Source organism: Pseudomonas sp. NPDC089406, assembly GCF_044900265.1.
GTDB classification, from domain to species: Bacteria; Pseudomonadota; Gammaproteobacteria; order Pseudomonadales; family Pseudomonadaceae; genus Aquipseudomonas; species Aquipseudomonas fakonensis.
Genome location: NZ_JBJDNC010000047.1, coordinates 12,402 through 36,209 on the forward strand (window position 1 = coordinate 12,402; position 23,808 = coordinate 36,209).

The window sequence follows — 23,808 nt, forward strand, 5'->3', positions numbered from 1 at the left end:
GTGGCTGGCACCGGCTTTGCCGGTGTTCGCGGTGGTCCGGCACTCCGGCAAGCCCGCTCCCACAGGATCGTGCAAAGCCTGAATCCAGCGCTGTACCTGTAGTAAGCGGCCTTGTGTCGCGAAAGGAGCGCGCAGCGGCCCCAGGATCTCGGTTTCATGCAAGACCGCCGGGGCCGCTACGCGCCCCTTTCGCGACACAAGGCCGCTCCTACACATAACCACTGGCAAGCCATGCCCCAGCGGTCTTTACTCAAGCCTTCACGCAACGGAGGGCTGCCCATGGGTGCCGCTACGGATGGCAAGCTGAACGTCTGGGCCCTCACTGCCCTGGTGGTGGGCTCGATGGTCGGCGCCGGGATCTTCTCCCTGCCGGCCACCTTCGGCCGCGCCACCGGCGGGCTGGGTGCGATCATCGCCTGGTGCATCGCAGGCGCCGGCATGCTGATGCTAGCTTTCGTTTTTCAAACCCTCGCACGCCGGCGCCCCGACCTCGACTCGGGCATCTACGCCTACGCCAGCGCAGGCTTTGGCAGCTACCTGGGCTTTGCCTCGGCGTTCGGCTTCTGGGCCGGCACCTGCATCGGCAACGTCTCCTACTTCATCCTCATCAAATCCACCCTCGGCGCGTTCTTTCCGGTATTCGGCGAGGGCAACACCCTGGCCGCCATCGCCGTGTCGTCGCTGCTGCTGTGGGCCTTCCACTTTCTGGTGCTGCGCGGGGTGCAGCAGGCCGCGGTGATCAACAGCATCGCCACGGTGGCGAAGATGATCCCCATCGTGCTGTTCATCGTGGTGCTGGTGGGAGCCTTCGACCGCGAACTGTTCAGCCTCAACTTCTGGGGCACGCCCATGGCCGGCAGCGCGGCGGACCTCGCCCACCTGGACGACTACGGGCGCATCGGCCACGCCGCAGGCGACCTGGTGCTGCCGGCCGAATCACTGTTCGAGCAGGTACGTAGCACCATGCTGGTGACGGTGTTCGTGTTCCTCGGTATCGAAGGCGCCAGCGTGTATTCGCGCTACGCCCGCAACCGCCGCGATGTGGGCGTGGCCACGGTGCTGGGCTTCATCGGCGTACTGTGCCTGCTGGTACTGATCACCTTGCTCAGTTACGGCGTGCTGCTGCGTCCGGAGCTTGCCGGGCTGCGCCAGCCGTCCATGGCGGGTGTGCTGGAGAGCATCGTCGGGCGCTGGGGGGCGATCTTCATCAGCATCGGCTTGATTATTTCGGTGCTGGGCGCCTACCTGTCGTGGACGCTGCTGGCGGCCGAAGTGCTGTACTCGGCAGCCCACGACCAGGCCATGCCGGCCTTTCTCACCCGGCAGAACCCGCACCAGGTGCCGGCCTCGGCCCTGTGGCTGACCACCCTGTTCGTGCAGCTGTTCTTGCTGCTGACCTGGTTTACCGAGTACGCCTTCACCCTGGCACTGGAGCTGACCAGCTCACTGACGCTGATCCCGTACCTGCTGGTGGCGGCCTATGCTCTGAAGCTGGCAGCAAGCCGCGAGACTTACCAAAACGCTGACGGCGAGCGCGGCAAGGACCTGCTGGTGGCGTTGCTGGCCACGGCCTATGCGCTGTTGATGGTGTGGGCTGGCGGGATGAAATACCTGCTGCTGTCGGCGGTGATCTACGGGCCGGGCACGCTGTTGTACATCAAGGCGCGCAGGGAGCAGCAGCGCCAGGTGTTCAACGGGTTCGAGCGGGGGGTGTTCGCGGTGGTGGTGCTGGGGGCGCTGATCGCGGTGTATGGGTTGATCAGCGGGGCGATCGCGATCTGATTACCAACTTGCGGGCCTCTTCGCGGGTAAACCCGCTCCCACAGGGGCAGCACAAGGCTGCGCGCCAATGGAATACCTGTGGGAGCGGGTTCACCCGCGAAGAAGCCAACGCGATCAAGCCTGCCGAAGATACTCCACCAGCCTCTGCAACATCGCATCGCACCCGCGCAACTGCTCGACACTGACGAACTCATCCGGCTTGTGCCCCTGCTCCATGCTGCCCGGCCCGCACACCACAGTGGGAATACCGGCCTGGTCGAACAAGCCGCCCTCGGTGCCGAACGCCACCGTACCGAAATCCTCGCTACCACTGAGCAACGCCACCAGCCGCGCCGCCTCGCTGTCGGCCGGCGTCGCCAGCCCCGGGTAGGCACTCAGCGGTTGCAGGCGAATGTCGCTGCCGGCATTCACCGCACGCATGCGCGGCAGCAGCTCGGCTTCGGCATAGGTCTGCAGACGGTCCGCCACGGCCTGGGCCTCGAAGCCTGGCAAGGCCCGCACTTCGAAGTCGAACGCGCATTCTTCCGGCACGATGTTCAGCGCCCGGCCACCCTTGATCACCCCGGTCTGCACAGTGCTGAACGGCGGGTCGAAGCGCGGGTCGTGGTGCACCGGCTGCGCCAGCTCGTCGCCAATTTCGCCCAGCTTGCCGATCAGCCGCGCCGCGTACTCGATAGCATTCACGCCATAAGGCGCATACGCCGAATGGCAAGCTGCACCATGCACCTGGCAGCGCATCGCCAGCTTGCCCTTGTGGCCGAGTACCGGCTTGAGCTCGGTGGGCTCGCCGATCAGGCATAGCCTGGGCTTGTGCGGGCGCTGCTGCAGGGCGGCGAGCATCGAGCGCACGCCCAGGCAGCCGACTTCCTCGTCATAGGAGAACGCCAGGTGCACCGGGGTTTTCAACGGCTGGGCGAGCAAGGCCGGTACCGCCGCCAGCACACAGGCGATATAGCCCTTCATGTCGGCAGTGCCACGCCCGTACAGGCGCCCGTCGCGCTCGGTCAGGCTGAAGGGTTCGAGCGTCCAGGCCTGGCCATCCACCGGCACCACGTCGGTGTGCCCCGACAGCACCACCCCGCCCCGGTCGCCGGGGCCGATGGTGGCGAACAGGTTGGCCTTGGTGCCCTCGTCGTTGAGGAACAGCTCGCTGGCCACCCCGTGCTCGGCCAGGTAGTCGCGAATGAAGCCGATCAGCTCAAGGTTCGAATCGCGGCTGACCGTGGCAAAGCCCACCAGCCGTTGCAGCAGCGCGCGGCTTGGCCATTCACTCATCACCCGGCACCCCGTAGCTGGGCGCGGCGGTGGGGTTGAGCGCGCGGGTCACGTAGTCCTGCATCTGCGGGCGGTAGGCCTGCCACAGCTTGTCCAGCGCGCCGATCGGGTCGTGCTCGGCCCAGTCCACCCGCAGGTCCACCAGCGGCCAGATGTGCTCCCCGGCAATCTTCAGCGCCGCCGAATGCACCGGGCCTGCCTCGCCACCGGCCGCCATGGCCGCGTGCATGGCCGCCAGCAGGCGGTCGGCCAGGTGCCCACCGGCCTGCTCGAAGGCCGCCACCATGGCTTCGATCACCGCCTGGGACGACAGCAGGTTGCCGGCCGCCGCACATTGCTCGCCGGCCACCGCGTTGTGCACACCCAACGCCTGCTTGCCAGTGAACAGCGCCACCTGGCCCTGGCTGTCGATCACCGTAACCTGGCGGTACTCGCTCCAGCCGTTGGCGCTGAGCACCCGGTCCAGCGCTGCGGCTGGCGGCAGTTGGCCCTGTTCCAGGGCATCGAGTATCTGCGGGCCCAGGGCCGGCAGGGTGATGTTCTGCGTCGATACCGCACCCACCCCGGCGCGCACCCAGGGGCAGCGGGCGCCCACGGCGATGCTCGACGAACTGATGGCGATGCCGACCTGGCCGGTTTCCTGGCAGCGGCCGATGATGGAGAAGGTCATGGTGCAGCTCCTGTCTGGGTATGCCTGCATTTTCGGCAAGCCCCGGCAGCGGCGAAACGAGCATTTTCCGAGGGGTTGGGCAGGAAAAAACTAAGGCCTCTGGAGGAGGCGTGGGAGCGGCTGCCTTGTGCTGCCTGTAGTGGCCTCATCGCCGGCAAGCCGGCTCCTACAGGTACAGCGCAGGGTTCAGCAGCGGCGCAATCCTGTAGGAGCGGCTTTAGCCGCGAACACCGGCGCAGCCGGTGCCAGGCAACCCATCGCCATCTTCGCGGGGGTTCAGCACCCCGACAAGCTCGCCCACGTTTAACCTGGGCACCAGCCTTCGCCAATTTATCGGCAAGCCCCAGCTAAATACTATTTTCGCGATTTCCCCCACGTCCCTAGTCTGGCCCCAGGCAACGGCGGTCCTCCAAACCGACCTGACAACAACCGCCTGAACAAGGGCTCGGACATGACTTTCAACAACTACGAAATCGACACCCTGGTGGTCGGCGCTGGCCAGGCCGGCGTGGCCATGAGCGAACACCTGAGCAAGCTTGGCGTGCCGCACCTGGTACTGGAGCGCAACCGCATCGCCGAGGCCTGGCGCACCGGGCGCTGGGACTCGCTGGTGGCCAACGGGCCGGTCTGGCACGACCGCTTCCCGGGGCTGGAATTCGACCTCGACGCCGACGCCTTCGCCGGCAAGGACCAGGTCGCCGACTATTTCGAGCAGTACGTGCGCAAGTACAACCTGCCGGTGCGCACCGGCGTCGAAGTAAAAAAGGTGGTGCGCAACGCCGACCGCCCAGGCTTCACCATCGACACCAACCAGGGCGTGATCCACGCCAACCGCGTAGTGGCTGCCACCGGCCCGTTCCAGAAGCCGGTCATCCCGGCCATCGCCCCCAAAGACCAGCGCCTGCACCAGATCCACTCGGCCGCCTACTTCAACCCCGAGCAACTGCCTGAAGGCGCGGTGCTGGTGGTGGGCGCCGGTTCTTCCGGCGTGCAGATCGCCGAAGAACTGATGCGCGCCGGCCGCCAGGTGTACCTGTCGGTGGGCGCCCACGACCGCCCGCCCCGCGCCTACCGCAACCGCGACTTCTGCTGGTGGCTGGGGGTACTGGGCGAGTGGGACGCGGAAATCGCCAAGCCCGGCCGCGAGCATGTGACCATCGCCGTGTCCGGCGCCCGTGGCGGGCACACCGTGGACTTCCGTGCCCTCGCCCACCAGGGCATGACCCTGGTAGGCCTGACCCAGTCGTTCGAAGGCGGCGTGGCGCGCTTTCAGGACAACCTGGCCGAAAACATCCAGCGCGGCGACGAAAACTACCTGGCCCTGCTGGACGCTGCCGATGCCTACATCGAGCGCAACGGCCTGGACCTGCCGCTCGAGCCCCAAGCGCGCCAGCGCCTGGCCGACCCGGACTGCATCAGCAACCCGTTGCGCGAACTGGACCTGGCCCAGGCCGGCGTCACCAGCATCATCTGGGCCACCGGCTACGGCGTGGACTTCAGCTGGCTGCAGGTGGACACCTTCGATGCCAACGGCAAGCCGCAGCACCAGCGCGGCGTGGCCAAGGAGCCGGGCGTTTACTTCCTCGGCCTGCCCTGGCTGTCGCGCCGCGGTTCGTCGTTCATCTGGGGCGTGTGGCACGACGCCAAGCACGTCGCCGGCCACATCGCCACGCAACGCACCTACCTGGCCTACCGCGACCGCGAGCAGCGCGAAGCGGATGAACCCGTCACCTCGAACAGCAACGTCAGCACCCTCGGAGCCCACTGATGCCTACCCATACCCGCATCCGCATGTTCAACACCAAAGAGACCTACCCCAACCAAACCCTGGACAACGACCTGTGCCAGGCGGTGCGGGCCGGTAACACCATCTACGTGCGCGGCCAGGTCGGCACCGACTTCGAAGGCCGGCTGGTCGGCCTGGGCAACCCGCAGGCGCAGGCCGAGCAAGCGATGAAGAACGTCAAGCAGTTGCTCGAAGAGGCCGGCTCGGACCTGTCGCACATCGTCAAGACCACCACCTACATCACCGACCCGCGCTTTCGCGAGCCGGTGTACAAGGAAGTCGGCAAGTGGCTCAAGGGCGTGTACCCGATTTCCACCGGGCTGGTGGTGGCCGGTTTGGCCCAGGCTGAATGGCTGATGGAGATCGATGTGATCGCCGTGGTGCCGGACCAGGCCTGACTTGAAATAGCCGGGGGCGCGTTGCGCCCCATCGCGACACAAGGCCGCTCCTACAGAAAAGATGTGATCCCTGTAGGAGCGGCCTTGTGTCGCGAAAGGGCCGCGAAGCGGCCCCGGGGCCTCAGAACTTGACCAATTCCTCGCGACAGAACTCCACGAACAACTGCGCAGGCTTGGTCAACTGCACCCGCTTCAGGTGCGCCGCCGCCAGCCCCGACAACGCCACCGGCTCGGCAATGTCGATCATCACCAGGCGCTGGCCGTCGTAGGTGTATTCCGAATGCGGCCGGGTCACCAGCAACGAAAACCCGAACCCCTGCCCCACCATGCCGCGCACCATCTCGATCGACGGCGAGCTGAAGACGATGTTCGGAGTCAGCCCCAGCTCGTTGAACAGGCTGACGAAGTAGGTACGGCTGGGCGCCACGTCCAGCAGGATCATCGGCTCCGGGCACAGGTCGCGCAGCGACACCTGGGCTTGCCCGGCAAAGCGGTGTTTTTCCGGCAGCAGCACGTAGGGTTTTTGCGCCGGCATCAGCGGCTCGGCCTCGATGGTGCCGTCCAGGTCGTGGTCATACAAAAACGCCAGGTCGAAGGTGCCGGCGGTCAGGCCCTGGATCAGTTCCTGCTGCTCACCGTCGCGCAGGCGAATGTCCACCCCCGGATAGCGCTCGCGAAAACCTGCAATCAGCCGCGGCAGGTACAGCGGTGCAACGGTTTCGAAGCAGCCGATGTCGATATGCCCGGCCACGGTGTCGTTGTCGGCCAGAGCGTTCTGCTCGAACTCGTGGGCCATCTGCAGCAGCGACCGGGTTTTGGCATAGAAGCGCTTGCCGCTTGGGGTCAGCGACACGCCCTGGGCGTGGTGGCGGATGAACAGCTGCACGCCGAAGCTTTCTTCCAGGCTCTTGATCGCCGTGGAGATCGACGGCTGGGCGATATACAGCTGGCGCGAGGCCTCGGCAACGCTGCCGGCCTCGACGGTGGTGACGAAATACTTGAGTTGACGCAGGGTGTAGGAAGCCACGGGGTACCTCGCTGGCGCTGCGCGCGCCTTGGGATTTTGCTGCCACTTTACCGGGCGCCGGCGCTGGGTGGAGCGAGGATTTGCCTATGGCTTGAGGATATTTCTGCTAGGGCCCTATCGCCTGTAGGAGCGGCCTTGTGTCGCGAAAGGACCGCAAAGCGGTCCCGGCATTTTTTGCATGTACGCAGAAAACCTGGGGGCCCTTTCGCGACACAAGGCCGCTCCTACAGGCGATCAGGCCGGTACTGCCCGTCAATAACTGAAATCGTGCCCCAACTGCCCCTGCATCCAGTCCAGAAACCGCCGTACCCGCGGCAACTCCGCGTGCCCCCTGGGGAACACCAGGTGATGGGCGCTCACCGGGCTCACCCGCTCGCCACCAAACACCGGCACCAGCTGCCCGCGCTGGATGTAGTCCTGGGCCAGCAACGAGCTTTCCAGCGCCAACCCATAGCCATGGCTGGCCGCCTCCAGGCTCATGTACGAGCGGTCGAAGCTCAGCGCGAACGGTGCCTGGGGCAGCGATACCCCTTGCTGGGCGAACCACTGCGGCCACTGCACCAGCGCCGCTTCCGACAAGATCAGGTTATGCCCCAGCAAATCGGCAGGCTGCAGGATCGGCTGGCGCGCCAGCAGCGCCGGCGCGGCCAGTACCGTGGCCTGTTCGTGGCGGATGGTGCGCACCTCAAGGCTCGGCCAGTTGGGGTAGCCGTGGCGGATGTCGACGTCGATCTGGTGGCGGCCAAAGTGCAGCGCTTCGTACGAGCACGACAGGTTGATCTGGATGTCCGGGTGGCTGGCGCGAAAGCGCTCCAGCCGCGGCAGCAGCCACAGCAACCCGAAACTCGGCGCCGAATGCAGGCGCAGGCAGTCGAAACCCACCGCGCTGCCAGCCCGCTCGGTGGCGCTGGCCAGGCTTTGCAGCAACCCGGACACCTCGCGCAGGTACTGCTCGCCAGCCGGGGTCAGGGTGACCCCCTTGGCCGTACGCAGAAACAGCGGCCGGCCAATCAACGCCTCCAGGTTGGCGATCTGGTGGCTGACCGCCGAGGGCGTGAGGTTGAGCTGTTCGGCGGCGCGGGCGACGTTGCCGAAGCGCGCGGCCTGCTCGAAGGCCTGAATCGCTTTCAGCGGTGGCAGTTGCAAGGGCTTCTTGCCGGGGTCGTGGCTCATCGGGCTACCTGCATGAAATGGGGCCTGGAAGGCGGCGCCCTACTCTGGCGCAGTGCGCCGCACCTGCCCAGTGCTGAATTTTTTTCAGCATAGGCTGAAGCGCACGGCGTTGCCCACCCCCGGTGCGCGGACCAAGCTGTGCCCATCGGCCCCACCCGGGCCGCTGCTCACAACAACAATCATTCGGAGCACCCCTCATGCTACTTGAAGGCAAGATCGCAATCGTCACCGGCGCCGCCTCTGCCCGCGGTATCGGCCGCGCCACCGCCCAGGCCTTTGCCGCCCAGGGTGCCAAGGTGGCCATCCTCGACCTCGACCTGAGCGCCGCCCGCGCCGCGGCAAGCGACTTGGGCGCAGGCCACCTGGGCCTGGCCGCCAATGTTGCCGACGAGGCCCAGGTGCGCGACGCAGTGGCCCAGGTGCTGGCGCACTACGGGCGCATCGACGTGCTGGTGAACAACGCCGGCATCACCCAGCCGGTGAAAACCCTGGAGATCACCCGCAAGGACTACGACCGCATCCTCGACGTCAACCTGCGCGGCACCCTGCTGATGTCCCAGGCGGTGATCCCGGGCATGCGTGCCCAGCGCTCGGGCAGCATCATCTGCATGTCGTCGGTGTCGGCGCAGCGTGGCGGCGGCATTTTCGGCGGCCCCCACTACAGCGCCGCCAAGGCCGCCGTGCTCGGCCTGGGCAAGGCCATGGCCCGCGAACTGGGCCCGGACAACGTGCGGGTCAACGCCATTACCCCGGGCTTGATCCACACCGACATCACCGGCGGCCTGATGCACGATGAACGCCGCCACGCCATCATCGACGGCATCCCCCTGGGCCGCCTGGGCGAGGCGCGCGACGTGGCCAACGCCGCGCTGTTTCTGGCCAGCGACCTGTCCAGCTACCTCACCGGCATCACCCTGGACGTCAACGGGGGCATGCTGATCCACTAAGCGGCAAACCACGATGTTTCGCATCTGAGCCTCGCCACGGCGGGGCAATCGATAACAACAAGAGATCAGATCGACATGACCACCCTGACCCTCGACGCGGCCTCGGCCGCGCGCAGCAATGCCTACCGCAAGACGGCCTGGCGGCTGATGCCCTTTCTCATGCTGTGCTACCTGTGCGCCTACCTCGACCGGGTCAACGTCGGCTTCGCCAAGCTGCAGATGATGGATGACCTGGCGCTGTCCGAAGCCGTGTACGGCCTGGGCGCCGGGATGTTCTTCATTGGCTACTTCCTGTGCGAGGTGCCGAGCAACATCATCCTGCACAAGGTTGGCGCGCGGCGCTGGATCGCCCGCATCATGATCACCTGGGGGCTCATTTCAGCGCTGTTCGCCTTTGTCGAGACCGCCTGGCAGTTCTATGTGCTGCGCTTCTTTCTCGGTGTCGCCGAAGCCGGCCTGGCACCGGGCCTGCTGCTGTACCTGACCTACTGGTTCCCGTCCTACCGGCGGGCGAAGATGACCGCCCTGTGGTTCATCGCCATCCCGCTGTCGGGCATGCTCGGCGGGCCGTTGTCGGGTTGGATCATGGAGCGTTTCGCCGGGGTGCACGGCTGGGCCGGCTGGCAGTGGATGTTCGTGCTCGAAGCGCTGCCCACGGTGCTGGTGGGCTTCCTGGTGCTCAGCTATCTGAAGGACGGCGTCGACCAGGCCCACTGGCTCAGCGACGATGAAAAGGCCCTGGTACGCAAGGAGCTGGCCGAGGACGAACAGCACAAGGTGCAGCATGGCTCGGTGGGTGATTTCATTCGCGACCGACGCCTGTGGCTGCTGGCGGGCATCTACTTTTGCGTGGTCATGGGCCAGTACGCCATCACCTTCTGGCTGCCAACCCTGGTGCGCAACGCCGGGGTGGCAGAGCCGCTGCACATCGGCCTGCTCACCAGCCTGCCCTACTGCTGCGCCATCGGCGCCATGCTGCTGGCCGGGCGCAGCGGCGACCGCCACCGCGAGCGCCGCTGGCACCTGGCAATCCCGATGCTGGCCGGCGCCCTCGGCCTGACCCTGGCGGCGCTGTTCGCCAGCCACCTGAGCCTGTCGATCCTGAGCCTGTGCCTGGCCGCTGCCGGCATTCTGTCGGCCTCGTCGCTGTTCTGGATGCTGCCCACCACGCTGCTTGGCGGTGTTTCGGCCGCCGCCGGCATCGCGGCGGTGAACAGCTTCGCCAACCTGGCCGGGTTCTGCTCGCCGTTTCTCATCGGCTGGGTCACCAGCAGCCTGGGCAGCAATGCCGTCGGCATGTACCTGATCACCGCCGTGCTGGTGTTCGGTGCACTGCTGGTGTTCCGCGTACCGGCAAGCCTGGTCAACCGTTAATTCCCCCCCCAAGGAGTCACCCATGAACACCGTACCCGCTACCCCGGGTGCGCGGCCCCTGGCTGCGCGCGCCCACAACATTCGTCGCCATGCCCTGCGCATGGGCCAGGTCCAGGGCCAGGGCTATATCGGCCAGGCCCTGGGCGCTGCCGACCTGCTTGCCGTGGCCTACTTCCACGCCCTGCGCATGGACCCAAACAATCCCGAGTGGGAGCAGCGTGACCGCTTCTACTTGTCCATCGGCCACTACGCCATCGCCCTGTACGCCGCGCTGATCGAAGCCGGGGTCATCCCCGAGGATGAGCTGGAAACCTACGGCAGCGACGACAGCCGCCTGCCCATGTCGGGCATGGCCACCTACACCCCCGGCATGGAAATCACCGGTGGCTCGCTGGGCCATGGCCTGGGCATCGCCGTCGGCGCGTGCCTGGGGCTCAAGCGCAAAGGCTCGGACAGCTGGGTGTACAACCTGCTGTCGGACGGTGAACTGAACGAAGGCTCCACCTGGGAGGCGGTGATGTCGGCCAGCCACTGGCGCCTGGACAACCTGATCGCAATCGTCGATGTGAACAACCAGCAGGCCGACGGCCACTCCAGCGAGGTGCTGGCCTTCGAGCCCATCGTCGACCGCTGGCAGGCCTTTGGCTGGCATGTGCAACGGGTAGACGGCAACGACCTTGCTGCCCTGGTCCAGGCCTTCGACCAGGCCCGCGCACATACCGGCGCGCAACCGCGGGTGATCATTTGCGACACGCGCATGGGCAAGGGCGTGCCGTTTCTCGAGAACCGCGACAAAACCCACTTCATCCGCGTCGACGAGCACGAGTGGGAACTCGCCCTGCAAGCACTGGACGCCGGGAGCCACGCATGAACAGCCAAGCCACCGAAAAGAAACGCCTGACCACCTCGGCGATGATCGCCTCCATCGCCGCCGAAGGCCAACCTACCCGCCCCGCACCGTTCGGCCACGCCCTGGCAGCGCTGGCCGGGCAGCGCCAGGACATCGTCGGCCTGAGCGCTGACTTGTCCAAGTACACCGACCTGCACATCTTCGCCAAGGCCCACCCTGAGCGCTTCTACCAGATGGGCATGGCCGAGCAGTTGCTGATGAGCGCCGCCGCCGGCATGGCCCGCGAGGGCCTGACGCCGTTCGCCACCACCTATGCGGTGTTCGCCTCGCGGCGGGCCTACGACTTCATCTGCATGGCCGTCGCCGAGGAGAACCTCAACGTCAAGATCGTCTGTGGCCTGCCGGGCCTGACCACCGGCTACGGCCCCAGCCACCAGGCCACCGACGACCTGGCGATCATGCGCGCCATGCCCAACCTGATGATCGTCGACCCGTGCGATGCGCTGGAAATCGAGCAGGCGGTGCCGGCCATCGCCGCCCACCAGGGCCCGGTGTACATGCGCCTGTTGCGCGGCAACGTGCCGCTGGTGCTGGACCGCTACGACTACCGTTTCCAGCTGGGCAAGGCCCAGGTGCTGCGCGGCGGGCGCGATGTGCTGCTGATCGCCAGCGGGCTGATGACCATGCGCGCGCTGGAGGCCGCAGAGCTGCTGCAACAGGACGGCGTGGACGTGTCGGTGCTGCACGTGCCGACCATCAAGCCGCTGGACGAAGCGACGATTCTGGCCGAGGCGCGCAAGCCCGGGCGGCTGGTGGTCACCGCCGAGAACCATTCGATCGTCGGCGGGTTGGGCGAGGCGGTAGCCGGGGTGCTGCTGCGCAACGGCGTGACCCCGACCTTCCGCCAGATCGCGCTGCCCGATGCGTTCCTCGATGCCGGGGCGTTGCCGACCTTGCATGACCGCTATGGCATCTCCACCGAAGCGGTGGCACGCCAGGTCAAAGGCTGGTTGTAGGGCCCCATCGCCGGCAAGCCGGCTCTCATAGAACAAACTGCAACTCATTGATTTAGCAGGGGCCTGTGGGAGCGGGCTTGCCCGCGAACACCGGCGAAGCCGGTGCCAGACACCGCGTCGCCTTCTTCGCGGTGGTCCGGCACTCCGGCAAGCCCGCTCCCACAGGTACCGCGGCGGGCTCGTGCCCAGTTCTCTGCGCGACAGCGCAGCCCGAAGGGCTGGGTGATCTCCTATGGGACAAATCACAACTCGTTGATTTAACGAAGACTCTGTGGGAGCGGCTTCAGCCGCGAACACCGGCGAAGCCGGTGCCATCTAGCGCGGTGCCTGCTTCGCGGCTAAAGCCGCTCCCACAGGTGCCGGGGCGCGCTTGCGGCTGTAGTTCTCTGCGCGACAGCGCAGCCCAAAAGGGCTGCGTGATCTCCTACAGGTACATCGCAGGCCCCAGGGTTGTGCGATCCCTGTAGGAGCCGGCTTGCCGGCGATCACCTGCGCAGCAGGTGCCATCCACTCCCGGGTCAGAACCCCACAGTCGCCGACACCAGCCAGGTACGCGGTGTGGACATCGTCATCCCGGTGGCGGTGCCTTCCGGCACGTTGGCCGAGGCCCAGTAGGCCTTGTCCAGCACGTTCTCCACGCTGGCACGCAGGGTAACGTCCTTGCCACCCAGCTTCATGGCGTAGCGCGCGCCCAGGTCGTAGCGCTGCCAGGCATCGAGCTTCTGAGTGTTGGCGGTATCCAGGTACTGGCTGCTGGTGTGGATCATCCGCGCGCTCAAGGTAAGCCCCTGCACCGCCGGAATGTCCCACTCCAGCCCCAGGTTGGCGTTGACGATCGGCGCGCCGACGGGCCGCTTGCCGTCATTCACGCCGCCCACCGTACGCACCTGGGTGGCGTCGAGAAACATCGCCCCGCCCAGCACCCGCACCCCGTCCAGCGGCTCGCCGAACAGGTTCAGCTCCAGGCCCTGGTTACGCTGCTCGCCATCGTCACGCAGGTAGCCTGCGGCATCGGTGTAGTACATCGGCCGCTCGATGCGGAACAGGCTGAGGGTGGTGCTGAAACGGCCCATGTCGTACTTGGCGCCCACCTCCAGCTGCTTGCTGCGAAACGGCGCGAACACCTCGCCGCTGTTCTCGGCGGTTTCCGGTGCGGTCTGGCCCTGGGTCAGGCCCTCCATGTAGTTCATGTACAGCGACAACTGCTCGGTGGTGCGCCACACCAGGCCCATGGCCGGCGAAGTGGCGCGCTCGTCGTAGGCCTGGTCTGGAATGCCGGAAGTAGAGCTGTCCACCTCCACCCGCTGCAGGCGGGCACCGAGGGTCAGAAGCACGCTATCGTCGGCAAAGCTCAGGGTGTCGGCCAGGGCCAGGCTGGAGAGCACGGTCTCGGTGTGGGTCGGGTCGTCCGGTGCGGTCGGGGTGCCGGGGGTGGGCAGCGCCACCGGGTCGAACAGGTTGCTCACGCCGTTGGCGTAGCGGGCGCCGCTGTTGTCGAAGGTCAGCTCGAAGCGGTTCAGGCTCAGGTTCAGGGTGTGGCCGACCGGGCCGGTATTGAACCAGCTGCGCGCGCCGATAGTGGTGGTACGCACGTCTTCTTCACGCTGGAACGCCCGGGGGCTCACGGTAAAACGCCCGCTGTTGTTGTTCACCAGCACGTTGTGGCGCAGGAAGTCGTAGTCGCCCTTGCGCGCGCCGAAGGCGCCATAAACCATCAGGCTGTCGCTGACGTCGTACTCGCCGCGCAGCGCGCCGAAGGTATCCTTGGCCCGCGAGTAGCTCCAGGGCTGGGCGAAGTTGTGGTGCACGTCCTTGGCCTTCGGCACCTTCACGTTCGCGGCCAGGCCCACCCGTTCCATCGGTGCATCCACATCCCGCTCCTGGTGGCCCACATCCAACGACATGCGCGCCCGCTCGCCGCGCACATCGAAGCCCAGCACCGTGGCTTCGCGGTCCAGGCTCTGGTGGTCCCATTCGGTGTCGCCCGACTGGCGCACGGCGTTCAGGCGCAGGCCAAAGCGTTGGTCCTCGCCGAAGCGCCGGCCGATATCCACGTGGCCACCGGCCTGCCCGGCCGAGGCGTACAGCGCGGTGAACTCGGTCAGCGGCGTGTCGCCGGCGCGCTTGGGCTCGATGTTCACCCCACCGCCGATGCTGCCGTTGGGCGCCAGGCCATTGAGCAAGGCGCCTGGGCCCTTGAGGATATCCACCCGCTCGACCATTTCCATGTCGATGGAATAGGTGGGCAACACACCGTACAGGCCGCCATAGGCGACATCGCTGTTGTACAGGCTGAAACCGCGCACCGAGAACTGCTCGAAGCGCCCGGCGGAGGGGTTGGTGGTGCGCACCGAGGGGTCGTTGGCCACAGCGTCGGCCAAGGTGCGGGCCTGCTGGTTCTGCAGGGCCTCGCTGGTGAGCGAGGTCATGTTGAACGGGGTTTCCATGAAATCGCGCTCGCCCAGCAGGCCCTGGTTGCCGCGCCGCGCCACCTGGCCGCCGGCATAGGCGTCGTTGGCCGGGCCGAAGCCTTCGCCGTTGATGGTGGTGCTGGGCAATTCATGGGCGCCCTCCATCGGCTGCGCCTGTGGCACCAGGGTGTAGCCGCCCTGCCCGGCCGGCAGCAATTGCAGGCCCGAACCACGCAACAACGCCTGGAAGCCTTCCTCCACGCCGTATTCGCCCTGCAGCCCGGCGCTGCTGCGCCCGCTCACCAGTGCCGGGTCCACCGACAGGCTTACTCCGGCTTGGCCGGCAAAACGGGTCAAGGCGCCGGCCAGGCTGCCGGCGGGTACCTCGTAGCTGCGCCGGGCAGTGGCGTCGGCGCAGGCCAGGGTTGGCAGGCCGAGGGCGAGCAGCAGCAGTGGCGTGGACAGGGGGCGCAACAGTGGGGTCAGGGGCATCCGCAAGGCTCTTGTTGGAGGGGTGATGCCGTGAATGACAGGCGAGCGAAAAAAAGGGGACAGCTGTTTGCGATGTTTTTTGCATCTGCCGCCTGCCATTCGAACCCTGCCGGGGGGCGCACCCCTGTAGGAGCCGGCTTGCCGGCGATGGGGCCGGGGCAGGTTTGCATGGCACCTGCTGCGCAGGTGATCGCCGGCAAGCCGGCTCCTACAGGGGGCGCGTCCGTTCGGCGTTCAGCCAGCCAGCTGGCGCGGCGCCAGCGACACCCAGTAGCGAGTGCGATAGTGCACCTCCAGCGGCAGGCTGGCCGCCAGCAGCGCGAAGATGCGGTCGGTATCGTCGAGCTGGAAGGTGCCGGTCACCCGCAAGCGCTCCAGTGCCGGGTCCCAGCGCAGCAGGCCCGGGCGGTAGCGACGCAGCTCGCGCAGCAACTGGCCCAGTGGCTGGTTGTCAGCCAGCAGCAACCCCTGCTGCCAGCCCGGCAACTGCGCATCGAAGGTTTCACTGGCGTGAGCCCCGGTGCCGCTGAACGAAAGCCGCTGCCCTGCCCCCAGGCGCACTGTGGCGCCGGCCAGCGGTTGCACATCGAGCTGGCCACGGCTGACCGCGACCTCGCAGCGCCCGCCGTCCAGGCGTACGCAGAACGCTGCGCCCCATGCCTGCAACAGCCCTTGCTCAACCTCGACCTCCACAGGCCCGCTGCCGTCCACGGCAATCTCGCCCTGCACCAGTTGCAAGCGGTGACGCCCCTGGGCGAAGTCCAGGTTCACCGCGCTGGCCGTATTCAGTTGCAGGCGGGTGCCATCCGGCAGGGTCAGCCCACGGCGTTCACCGGTCGCCGTGCGCAAGTCGGCGCGCCAACTGGCAACCGGCAGGTGCCGGTAACCCAACCAGGCCAGCGGCACCAGGCCACCCATGGCCAGCGCCTGGCCCAGCAGGCGCCGCCGGCCCGGGTCCGGTCGGTCGAGGCAGGCCACCGCCAAGGGCGCCGGCACCTGGGCAAAGCGCCGGCGCAGGCCTTCGGCTTTTTGCCACAGCGCTTCGTGGGCGGCACTGCGCTGGCGCCAGCGGTCAAGCTCAGCCGCCTGCTCGGCGCTCAGCTCGCCGGCATCCTGCAGCGCCAGCCACTGTGCTGCCTCCCGGGCGAGCAAGCGGGCCTGCTCGCTCACAGCTCCACCAACAGGCAATGCTCATAGGCCTGCGCCATGTAGCGCTTGACCGTGCGCTCGCTGACCCGCAGGCGCTCGGCGATGGCGGCATAACCCAGCCCTTCGAGCTGCGACCAGAGGAAGGCCTGGCGCACCGGGCGCGGCAGGCCGTCGAGCAGTTCATCGAGGGCGTGCAGGGTTTCCAGCAGCAGCCAGCGCTGCTCGGGCGACGGCACCAGCGCCTCGGGCAGGTTGGCCAGGGCTTCGAGATAAGCGCGCTCCAGGTCGCGGCGCTGAAAATGGTTGACCAGCAAGCGCCGGCCCACGGTCAGCAAATACGCCCGGGGCTCGCGCAGGCTGGGTAACGCCTGGGCCTGCTGCGCGGCGAGCACCCGCACGAAGGTGTCCTGGGTCAGGTCGGCGGCGGCCCAGCTGTCGCCCAGGCGCCGCTGCAACCAGCTGTGCAGCCAGCTGCGGTGCTGGCGATAGAGCGCGTCTACGGCCATTTCAGGTGCTGGGCTGGGTTCGGTCATTGAGGCGCTACACGGCTGAAGGTTGCAAATGCGAGTGATTCTAATTTTTTGTCACTGGCATGCCAAGTGCCACCCGGGCGGCACTTTACGCCGAAGCAGCCATACTTGTGCCGCGCCCCCCATGCCGAAGGACCGCCATGCCCAGACGCCTGCCGCTGTTTCACCTGCGCCCCCTGGTGCTCGCCATAGTCGTACTGGCCTGCCTGGCCACCCTGGGCAACGTGCTGTACGTCGCTTACCGGGTGCAGCACGATGCCCTGGTGCATTTTTCGCTGCAGACCAACCTGGCCTATGCCAACAAGGTGGCCTCGAGCATCGATGAGTTCCTGCGCTCGGCGCAGAGCCGCCTGCGCTATGGCGCCGCGCAGCTGGGCGAGCACTTCGACGACGCCAGCCTGCTGCAGGCCCAGGCCAAGCTGCTGCAAGCCCAGGACGAGGACTTCAACTCCATCGTCATCGTCGGTGCCGACGGCCAGGTGCGCGAGGCCTACCCCGATATCGCCCAAATCGCCAGCCACAGCCGCCACTCGCCACAACTCCAGCAGGCCGTGGCCGCACAGCGGCCCACCATCAGCCCGGCCTACACCTCGCGCGGCAACAACCTGGTGGTGCTGGTTGCCGAACCGGTGTTCGCCGGGGACGGGCGGTTCCTGGGTATCGTCGCCGGCTCGGTGTTCCTCAAGAAGGACAGCGGCCTGCACACGGCCATCGCCGCGCACTACACCCAGGACGGCACCTTCGCCTTCGTCGCCGACGCCAACCGCCGCCTGCTCTACCACCCCGACGCCACGCGCATCGGTGTGACGATCAGCGGCAGCCCGACCATCGATGCCGCCCTGCGCGGCGAAAACGGCACCCTGGCGGCGCCCAACTACATCGGCATCCCCATGCTCGCAGGCTTCGCCCCGGTAACCGATGCGCACTGGGCGGTGGTCGCCCAGCAACCCCGCGAACATGCCCTGGCGCCGTTGGGCGAATTGATGCGCAAGGTGCTGCTGTACATCCTGCCGGCCAGCGCGCTCGGCCTGTTACTGATGTGGTGGATGACCTACCGGCTGACCCTGCCACTGGATCAACTGGCCGACAGCGCCCTGCGCATTGCTGCCGGTGAGCCTGCCGAACCGCTGCACCGGGTCGACGCCTGGTACGCCGAGGCCGCCGCCATTCGCAGCGCCCTGCTGGCGGGCGAACGGTTGTTGCAGGAGCGCTTTGGCAAGTTGCGCCAACAGGCCGAAAGCGACGCCCTGACCGGCCTTGCCAACCGCAGGGTGCTGCAGGCAGCGCTGGACGAACTGATGGAAAGCGGCCGGCCGTTCGCCGTGCTGGCGCTGGACATCGACCACTTCAAGCGGGTCAACGACACCTACGGCCACGATGCCGGCGATGAGGTGCTGCAGCACCTGGCCGAGCTGCTGCGGCGCAGCGCACGCCAGCAGGACCTGCCCTGCCGGGTGGGCGGCGAAGAGTTCACCCTGCTGCTGGCCGATACCGGCCTGGATGACGCCCGGCAGATTGCCGAGCGCATCCGCGAAGCGGTGGAAGCGGCCGACACGCCCCATGTCGGCAAGCTCACCCTGTCGATCGGCGTGGCTTGCCGGCAGGCCGACACCGAACAGGCCGAGGCGCTGCTGAAACTGGCGGATGAACTGCTGTACAAGGCCAAGCAGAACGGGCGTAACCGGGTGGAGGTGCAGCAGGGCTGATGGCCAGCCTGCCGCGGTTACTCGAAATCGACCAGCGGTACGCAGGTGTTGCCCACCAGCTTGCTGCCTGACGAGCAAGGCAAGCCCGCAGAGGTGCCAACCGATCGTTTCTTGCGTACGTGCGGGGTTTGTTCCTGTTCAGCATCCTGCAGCGCCTGATCCTGTTCGGGCTGCGTTTGCTGGGTTGGCTGCTCGGCATAGGCGTGAAGGCTGGCAGCCAGCAGCGTGGTCATCAACAGTGTTTTCATGGAAAACTCCTTGGTAGAGGCTGGTCGAATTGCTCGCCAACCTTACAAAGCAGCCTGCTACCAAGGCATCTGGAGGTACTGCCCGAGCAAGCTTCAGCGTGGCATGCCAGCGCTGAAGGCTTCTCAGGCACCCCGCACGCCGAGCATCCCGCGCTCGACGATAAAATCGATCACCGCCTGCAACCCCTCGCCCTTCTTCAGGTTGCTGAAGGTCCAGGGCCGCTGCGGCCGCATGCGGTTGGTATCACGCTCCATCACCTCAAGCGAAGCGCCAACGTAAGGTGCAAGGTCGGTCTTGTTGATCACCAGGAAGTCCGACTTGGTGATACCCGGCCCGCCCTTGCGCGGGATCTTCTCGCCTTCGGCGACATCGATCACGTACACGGTGAGGTCTGCCAGCTCCGGGCTGAAGGTGGCGCTGAGGTTGTCGCCACCGCTCTCGACGAAGATCACCTCGAGGTTGCCGAACTTGCGCGCCAGGGCTTCGACCGCCGCCAGGTTCATCGAGGCATCCTCGCGAATGGCCGTGTGCGGGCAGCCGCCGGTCTCGACGCCGACAATGCGCTCGGGCTCCAGTGCGCCGGCCTCGGTGAGGATGCGCTGGTCTTCCTTGGTGTAGATGTCGTTGGTCACCACGGCGATCTGGTAGTGGTCGCGCATGGCCTTGCACAGGCATTCGAGCAGCGCGGTCTTGCCGGACCCGACCGGGCCGCCGACACCGACGCGCAGGGGTTGCTGGTAGTTTTCCATCTAGGCAGTCCTCAGGAACGGAACAAACGGGTGTATTGGGTTTCGTGGCGCGATGAAGCGATGGCCAGCAGCGGCAGCCCGCCACCGAGCTGATGGTCTTCAAGCGTCAGAGCGTGGTCGAGCACGGCGGGCAGTTCGCCGCCCAGGTCACGCAGCAATGTTTGCGCTGCCTGCTGGCCGAACGGCACCAGCTTCACCCCGGCCATCACCGCGCCTTCCAGCCAGGCAAAGCCCAGGCCCAGGGCGAGCTGGCGCAGCGGGATGGCCCAGTGCGCACCGAGCCAGGCCATGCCGCCCAACTGGCTGAGCTCAAGGCTTGGCCGCCACTGCGCAGCCTGGCCCAGTTGCCAGCCATCGAGCAGCCGCGCCAGGGCGCTGCCGCGCTGCTGCTCTTCAAGGCGCAGCTCGGCGGTTTCGCGGTTGGCCAGCAAGAAGCGGCTCCAGCGGGCGAAGGCATCGGCATCAGCGGCCTGGCAGGCTTGGTACAGCCGCGCCAGCACCGGCCAGTCGACGCAACCGAGGGTGTCGTGCAACTGCTCGCGCTGCCAGGCGGCAAAGCTTGCGCTGTCGCGCACCCAGCCTGCCTCCACCGCCCACTCAAGGCCTTGCGAGTAGGTAAAGCCGCCCACCGGCAGGCCGGGGCTGGCCAGCTGCAGCAGGCGCAGCAGCGCCAGGTCGCTGTTCATCAACCGGCCAGCACCATGGCTGCACCGGCCAGCAGGCCACCGCCGAAGGCTTTCTGCAGGCCGGCATGGCGGCGCAGCACGCAGCCGATGCCGAAGCCTGCGGCCAGCAGCAGCCCGCTGACGGTGACAAAACCTGCACTGAACAGCCAGAACGCGCTGGGGGTGGCTTCAACACCATGGGCCCAACCGTGGAACAGCGCGAACACCGGCATGATCAGCGCCAGCAACACCTGGCGGCTGGGCAGCAGCATGGCGGCGGCGGCCACCAGCAGGGAGCCGGTGATCATCTGCTCCATACCCAGCACATCACCGAACAGGTGGCCGCACACCGCGCCGCCGAACATCGCCGCCAGGGTTGCCAGGGGCAGCGCCAGGGTGCGCCCGGTCAGGGCGGCGAGCACGCCGGTGCCCAGCAGCATCAGCAGGTGGTCAAGGCCGGTCAGCGGGTGCAACAGGCCATCCTGCAGCGGGTTGGCATCGTGGCCCGGGTGGGCGAAGGCCGGCACGGCCACCATCAGCAGCATCAGGGCGAGGGTCTTTTTCATGGTTGTCTCCAAGGCAGTTCAGGAATGGGCTGGCAGGCGTACGAACGGGTGGTCGTGGCCATGCTCATGGCTGTGGCTATGGCCGTGCGCGGCGCTCTGGTAGGCGCCGGCCTCGGGCTCGAAGGGGGCCTGTTCGGCGTCCACGTTCAGGCCCAGGCCGCGCAGCATGTCGTCCAGCACGTGGTCATGCTGGTAGCGCAACAGGCCCGGCTCGATCTGCAGCGGCACGTGGCGGTTGCCCAGGTGGTAGGCAGCGCGGGCCAGCAGGTGCGGGTCGGCGCAGCGCACCGTGGACACCGCCTCCGGGGCGGCCAGCACGCGAATTACCTGGAGGCCCTCGGCGTCGGCCAATAGCTCGCCGCCGCGCAGCAGGTGGCCGCGTTCGAGCATCAGGCCGGCCTCGCGGCCGTCGTCCAGGGTTACGCGCAGGCGGCTCTTGATGCGGCTGTCGACACTCAAGGTGACGCTGCCGGTTACCGCGGCGGCTTCAGTGAGCCTGCGGGTCAGTACGATCATGTTCACTCCTTTCAAACAAATCGGATGGCACTAGCGGGCCCCTGTGGGAGCGGGTTTACCCGCGAACACCGGCATAGCCGGTGCCATACACCGCGCTACCTGCTTCGCGGGTAAACCCGCTCCCACAGGGATCAGCGACTGCGCTCAAAACAGGAAATAACGCTGGGCCAGCGGCAGTTCGGTGGCGGGCTCGCACACCAGCAACTCGCCGTCGGCACGCACCTGGTAGGTTTGCGCATCCACCTCGATCACCGGTTGCAGGGTGTTGTGCAGCATGTGCGCCTTGCGCACATGCCGGCAGCCATGGGCCAGGCCGATCAGGCTCTGCAGTTTCAGTTGCTCGGGCAGGCCACGGTCCAGTGCGGCCTGGGGCAGGAAGGTCATGCGCGTGGCATGGCGCGCCGCACCCAGGGCGCCGAACATCGGCCGGTAGTGCACCGGCTGCGGCGTGGGGATCGAGCCGTTGATGTCACCCATCGGCGCGGTGGCGATCATGCCGCCCTTGATCACCAGTGCCGGTTTGACCGCAAAGAACGCCGGCGCCCACAGCACCAGGTCGGCCAGCTTGCCCACCTCCACCGAACCCACTTCGTGGGCGATGCCGTGGGTCAGCGCCGGGTTGATGGTGTACTTGGCGATGTAGCGCTTGACCCGGAAGTTGTCGCTGTAGGCGGTGTCCGGCGCCAGCGGGCCGCGGCGCAGTTTCATCTGGTGCGCCACCTGCCAGGTGCGCAGCACCACCTCGCCTACCCGGCCCATGGCCTGGGAGTCGGACGAGGTCATGGCGAAGGCGCCCATGTCGTGGAGGATGTCCTCGGCGGCAATGGTTTCGCGGCGGATGCGCGACTCGGCGAAGGCCACGTCCTCGGCGATGCTTGGGTCCAGGTGGTGGCAGACCATGAGCATGTCCAGGTGCTCATCGACGGTGTTGACCGTGTACGGCAGGGTCGGGTTGGTCGAGGACGGCAGCACGTTGGCTTGCCCTGCCGCGCGGATGATGTCCGGGGCATGGCCGCCGCCGGCACCTTCGGTGTGGAAGGTGTGGATGGTGCGGTCACCGATGGCAGCCAGGGTGTCCTCGATGCAGCCCGACTCGTTGAGGGTGTCGGTATGGATCGCCACCTGGATGTCCATCTCTTCGGCCACACCCAGGCAGCAGTCGATGGCCGCCGGGGTCGAGCCCCAGTCCTCGTGCAGCTTCAAACCCACGGCACCGGCGGCGATCTGCTCGCGCAGCGCTTCGGGGCGCGAGGCGTTGCCCTTGCCCAGCAGGCCGATGTTGATCGGCAGGCTGTCGGCAGCCTGGAGCATGCGCGCCAAGTACCAGGGGCCCGGGGTGCAGGTGGTGGCGTTGGTGCCGGTGGCCGGCCCCGTGCCGCCGCCGATGAAGGTGGTGACGCCGCTGGTCAGCGCTTCTTCGACCTGCTGCGGGCAAATGAAGTGGATGTGCGAGTCGATACCGCCTGCGGTGACGATCTTGCCTTCGGCGGCGATCACCTCGGTGCCCGGCCCCACCGGCACCGTCACGCCTGGCTGCACGTCAGGGTTGCCGGCCTTGCCGATGGCGGCAATGCGCCCGTGCTTGACGCCGATATCGGCCTTGACGATGCCCCAGTGGTCGATGATCAGGGCGTTGGTCAGCACCAGGTCCATGGCTTCGCTTGCGAGCATCTGGCCCTGGCCCATGCCGTCGCGGATCACCTTGCCGCCGCCGAACTTGACCTCTTCGCCGTAGACGGTGAAGTCCTTCTCGACCTCCACCCACAACGCGGTATCGGCCAGGCGCACGCGGTCGCCCACGGTGGGGCCGAACATGTCGGCATAGGCCCTGCGGGAAATACGGCTCATGCCAGGCCCTCCAGCGCGCCCATTACCTTGCCCTGGAAGCCGTACACCTCACGCTTGCCGGCGTAGGCCACCAGTTGCACGGTGCGCGACTGGCCCGGCTCGAAACGCACCGCGGTGCCGGCCGGGATGTCCAGGCGAAAGCCCAGGGTAGGCGCGCGCTCGAACACCAACGCATCGTTGACTTCGAAGAAGTGATAGTGCGAGCCGACCTGCACCGGCCGGTCGCCATGGTTGGCCACGCTGACGCTGAGCGTGGCGCGGCCGACGTTGAGTTCGATGTCGCCGGCGGCGACCTGGATTTCTCCGGGGATCATGGGTTGCACCTCAGACGATGGGGTCATGCACGGTCACAAGCTTCGTGCCGTCGGGGAATGTGGCTTCGACCTGGACGTCGTGGAGCATCTCGGGTACGCCGTCCATCACCTGCTCGCGTACCAGCACTTCGCGGCCCAGGCTCATCAGCTCGGCGACGCTGCGACCATCGCGGGCGCCTTCGAGCACTGCGGCGCTGATCAGCGCCACCGCTTCCGGGTAGTTGAGCTTCAGGCCACGGGCCAGGCGCCGTTCTGCCAGCAACGCGGCAGTGAACAGCAGCAGTTTGTCTTTCTCTCGCGGGGTCAGCTCCATGA

General features: G+C 67.0%; 23 protein-coding genes. 8 read left to right on the top strand and 15 right to left on the bottom strand.

Annotation, left to right across the window (positions count from 1 at the left end; translation table 11 throughout):
* The first annotated feature begins 279 nt into the window (after positions 1–279).
* The gene (locus ACI2KK_RS24725) at positions 280–1,782 is read left to right on the top strand and encodes an amino acid permease (RefSeq protein ID WP_404671013.1); all 1,503 of its coding nucleotides are present in this window, start codon (positions 280–282) and stop codon (positions 1,780–1,782) included.
* 114 nt (positions 1,783–1,896) lie between these two features.
* Here ACI2KK_RS24725 and argE read toward each other — a convergent pair whose 3' ends face one another.
* Positions 1,897–3,057 carry an acetylornithine deacetylase gene (argE, locus tag ACI2KK_RS24730; protein ID WP_404671014.1) on the bottom strand — a complete coding sequence of 387 codons (1,161 nt, stop codon included), beginning with the start codon at positions 3,055–3,057 and terminating at the stop codon, positions 1,897–1,899.
* Complete coding sequence (locus ACI2KK_RS24735; RefSeq protein ID WP_404671015.1) at positions 3,050–3,727, bottom strand: DUF1028 domain-containing protein; 678 nt, start codon at positions 3,725–3,727, stop codon at positions 3,050–3,052. Before ACI2KK_RS24735 ends, argE begins: the two co-directional genes overlap by 8 nt.
* Before the next feature lie 451 nt (positions 3,728–4,178).
* Between ACI2KK_RS24735 and ACI2KK_RS24740 the strand changes: the two genes are divergently transcribed.
* Both ACI2KK_RS24740 and ACI2KK_RS24745 read left to right on the top strand, forming a co-directional pair.
* Positions 4,179–5,495 (top strand): flavin-containing monooxygenase, encoded by a 1,317-nt coding sequence (locus tag ACI2KK_RS24740; protein ID WP_404671016.1) that lies wholly within the window; start codon positions 4,179–4,181, stop codon positions 5,493–5,495.
* Positions 5,495–5,911, top strand: a complete 417-nt coding sequence (locus ACI2KK_RS24745; protein ID WP_404671017.1) for a RidA family protein — start codon at positions 5,495–5,497, stop codon at positions 5,909–5,911. The genes ACI2KK_RS24740 and ACI2KK_RS24745 overlap by 1 nt, the downstream gene beginning before the upstream one ends.
* A 121-nt stretch (positions 5,912–6,032) precedes the next feature.
* Here the strand turns inward: ACI2KK_RS24745 and ACI2KK_RS24750 are convergent, their stop codons facing one another.
* The gene (locus tag ACI2KK_RS24750) at positions 6,033–6,938 is read right to left on the bottom strand and encodes a LysR family transcriptional regulator (protein ID WP_404671018.1); all 906 of its coding nucleotides are present in this window, start codon (positions 6,936–6,938) and stop codon (positions 6,033–6,035) included.
* 252 nt (positions 6,939–7,190) lie between these two features.
* Positions 7,191–8,111, bottom strand: coding sequence for a LysR substrate-binding domain-containing protein (locus ACI2KK_RS24755; protein ID WP_404671019.1), 921 nt, complete (start codon positions 8,109–8,111; stop codon positions 7,191–7,193).
* A 197-nt stretch (positions 8,112–8,308) separates the two neighbouring features.
* Between ACI2KK_RS24755 and ACI2KK_RS24760 the strand changes: the two genes are divergently transcribed.
* The 4 genes from ACI2KK_RS24760 to ACI2KK_RS24775 all read left to right on the top strand — a co-directional run bounded on the left by ACI2KK_RS24760 (position 8,309) and on the right by ACI2KK_RS24775 (position 12,298).
* Positions 8,309–9,058 (top strand): SDR family NAD(P)-dependent oxidoreductase, encoded by a 750-nt coding sequence (locus ACI2KK_RS24760; RefSeq protein ID WP_404671020.1) that lies wholly within the window; start codon positions 8,309–8,311, stop codon positions 9,056–9,058.
* A gap of 75 nt (positions 9,059–9,133) precedes the next feature.
* Entirely contained in the window at positions 9,134–10,432 is a 1,299-nt protein-coding gene (locus ACI2KK_RS24765) for an MFS transporter (RefSeq protein ID WP_404671021.1), read from the top strand.
* A 22-nt stretch (positions 10,433–10,454) separates the two neighbouring features.
* The gene (locus ACI2KK_RS24770; RefSeq protein WP_404671022.1) at positions 10,455–11,303 is read left to right on the top strand and encodes a transketolase; all 849 of its coding nucleotides are present in this window, start codon (positions 10,455–10,457) and stop codon (positions 11,301–11,303) included.
* A complete protein-coding gene (locus ACI2KK_RS24775) occupies positions 11,300–12,298 on the top strand; it encodes a transketolase family protein (protein WP_404671023.1) in 999 nt (332 codons plus the stop codon). The genes ACI2KK_RS24770 and ACI2KK_RS24775 overlap by 4 nt, the downstream gene beginning before the upstream one ends.
* 518 nt (positions 12,299–12,816) lie before the next feature.
* On the opposite strand, the gene ACI2KK_RS24780 is transcribed toward ACI2KK_RS24775, so the two are convergent.
* From ACI2KK_RS24780 to ACI2KK_RS24790, 3 genes are all read right to left on the bottom strand, one after another.
* A complete protein-coding gene (locus ACI2KK_RS24780) occupies positions 12,817–15,201 on the bottom strand; it encodes a TonB-dependent siderophore receptor (protein WP_404671024.1) in 2,385 nt (794 codons plus the stop codon).
* A gap of 234 nt (positions 15,202–15,435) precedes the next feature.
* The gene (locus ACI2KK_RS24785; RefSeq protein WP_404671025.1) at positions 15,436–16,371 is read right to left on the bottom strand and encodes a FecR domain-containing protein; all 936 of its coding nucleotides are present in this window, start codon (positions 16,369–16,371) and stop codon (positions 15,436–15,438) included.
* Positions 16,368–16,883, bottom strand: a complete 516-nt coding sequence (locus ACI2KK_RS24790; protein ID WP_404671026.1) for a sigma-70 family RNA polymerase sigma factor — start codon at positions 16,881–16,883, stop codon at positions 16,368–16,370. Before ACI2KK_RS24790 ends, ACI2KK_RS24785 begins: the two co-directional genes overlap by 4 nt.
* Before the next feature lie 137 nt (positions 16,884–17,020).
* Here ACI2KK_RS24790 and ACI2KK_RS24795 point away from each other — a divergent pair, with 137 nt between their 5' ends.
* Positions 17,021–18,586, top strand: a complete 1,566-nt coding sequence (locus ACI2KK_RS24795; protein WP_404671027.1) for a diguanylate cyclase — start codon at positions 17,021–17,023, stop codon at positions 18,584–18,586.
* A gap of 17 nt (positions 18,587–18,603) precedes the next feature.
* Here the strand turns inward: ACI2KK_RS24795 and ACI2KK_RS24800 are convergent, their stop codons facing one another.
* From ACI2KK_RS24800 to ACI2KK_RS24835, 8 genes are all read right to left on the bottom strand, one after another.
* Positions 18,604–18,834, bottom strand: a complete 231-nt coding sequence (locus ACI2KK_RS24800; RefSeq protein ID WP_404671028.1) for a hypothetical protein — start codon at positions 18,832–18,834, stop codon at positions 18,604–18,606.
* Positions 18,835–18,957: 123 nt separating this feature from the next.
* Complete coding sequence (ureG, locus tag ACI2KK_RS24805) at positions 18,958–19,584, bottom strand: urease accessory protein UreG (RefSeq protein ID WP_217884761.1); 627 nt, start codon at positions 19,582–19,584, stop codon at positions 18,958–18,960.
* A gap of 11 nt (positions 19,585–19,595) precedes the next feature.
* Positions 19,596–20,270 carry an urease accessory protein UreF gene (locus tag ACI2KK_RS24810; RefSeq protein WP_404671029.1) on the bottom strand — a complete coding sequence of 225 codons (675 nt, stop codon included), beginning with the start codon at positions 20,268–20,270 and terminating at the stop codon, positions 19,596–19,598.
* Positions 20,270–20,815 carry a HupE/UreJ family protein gene (locus tag ACI2KK_RS24815; protein ID WP_404671030.1) on the bottom strand — a complete coding sequence of 182 codons (546 nt, stop codon included), beginning with the start codon at positions 20,813–20,815 and terminating at the stop codon, positions 20,270–20,272. Before ACI2KK_RS24815 ends, ACI2KK_RS24810 begins: the two co-directional genes overlap by 1 nt.
* An 18-nt stretch (positions 20,816–20,833) precedes the next feature.
* Complete coding sequence (gene ureE, locus ACI2KK_RS24820) at positions 20,834–21,331, bottom strand: urease accessory protein UreE (RefSeq protein ID WP_404671031.1); 498 nt, start codon at positions 21,329–21,331, stop codon at positions 20,834–20,836.
* A 144-nt stretch (positions 21,332–21,475) separates the two neighbouring features.
* Entirely contained in the window at positions 21,476–23,179 is a 1,704-nt protein-coding gene (gene ureC, locus ACI2KK_RS24825) for an urease subunit alpha (RefSeq protein ID WP_404671032.1), read from the bottom strand.
* Positions 23,176–23,493 (bottom strand): urease subunit beta, encoded by a 318-nt coding sequence (locus tag ACI2KK_RS24830; RefSeq protein WP_404671033.1) that lies wholly within the window; start codon positions 23,491–23,493, stop codon positions 23,176–23,178. Before ACI2KK_RS24830 ends, ureC begins: the two co-directional genes overlap by 4 nt.
* Positions 23,494–23,503: 10 nt before the next feature.
* Entirely contained in the window at positions 23,504–23,806 is a 303-nt protein-coding gene (locus tag ACI2KK_RS24835) for an urease subunit gamma (RefSeq protein WP_217839062.1), read from the bottom strand.
* Between the last annotated feature and the right edge of the window lie 2 nt (positions 23,807–23,808).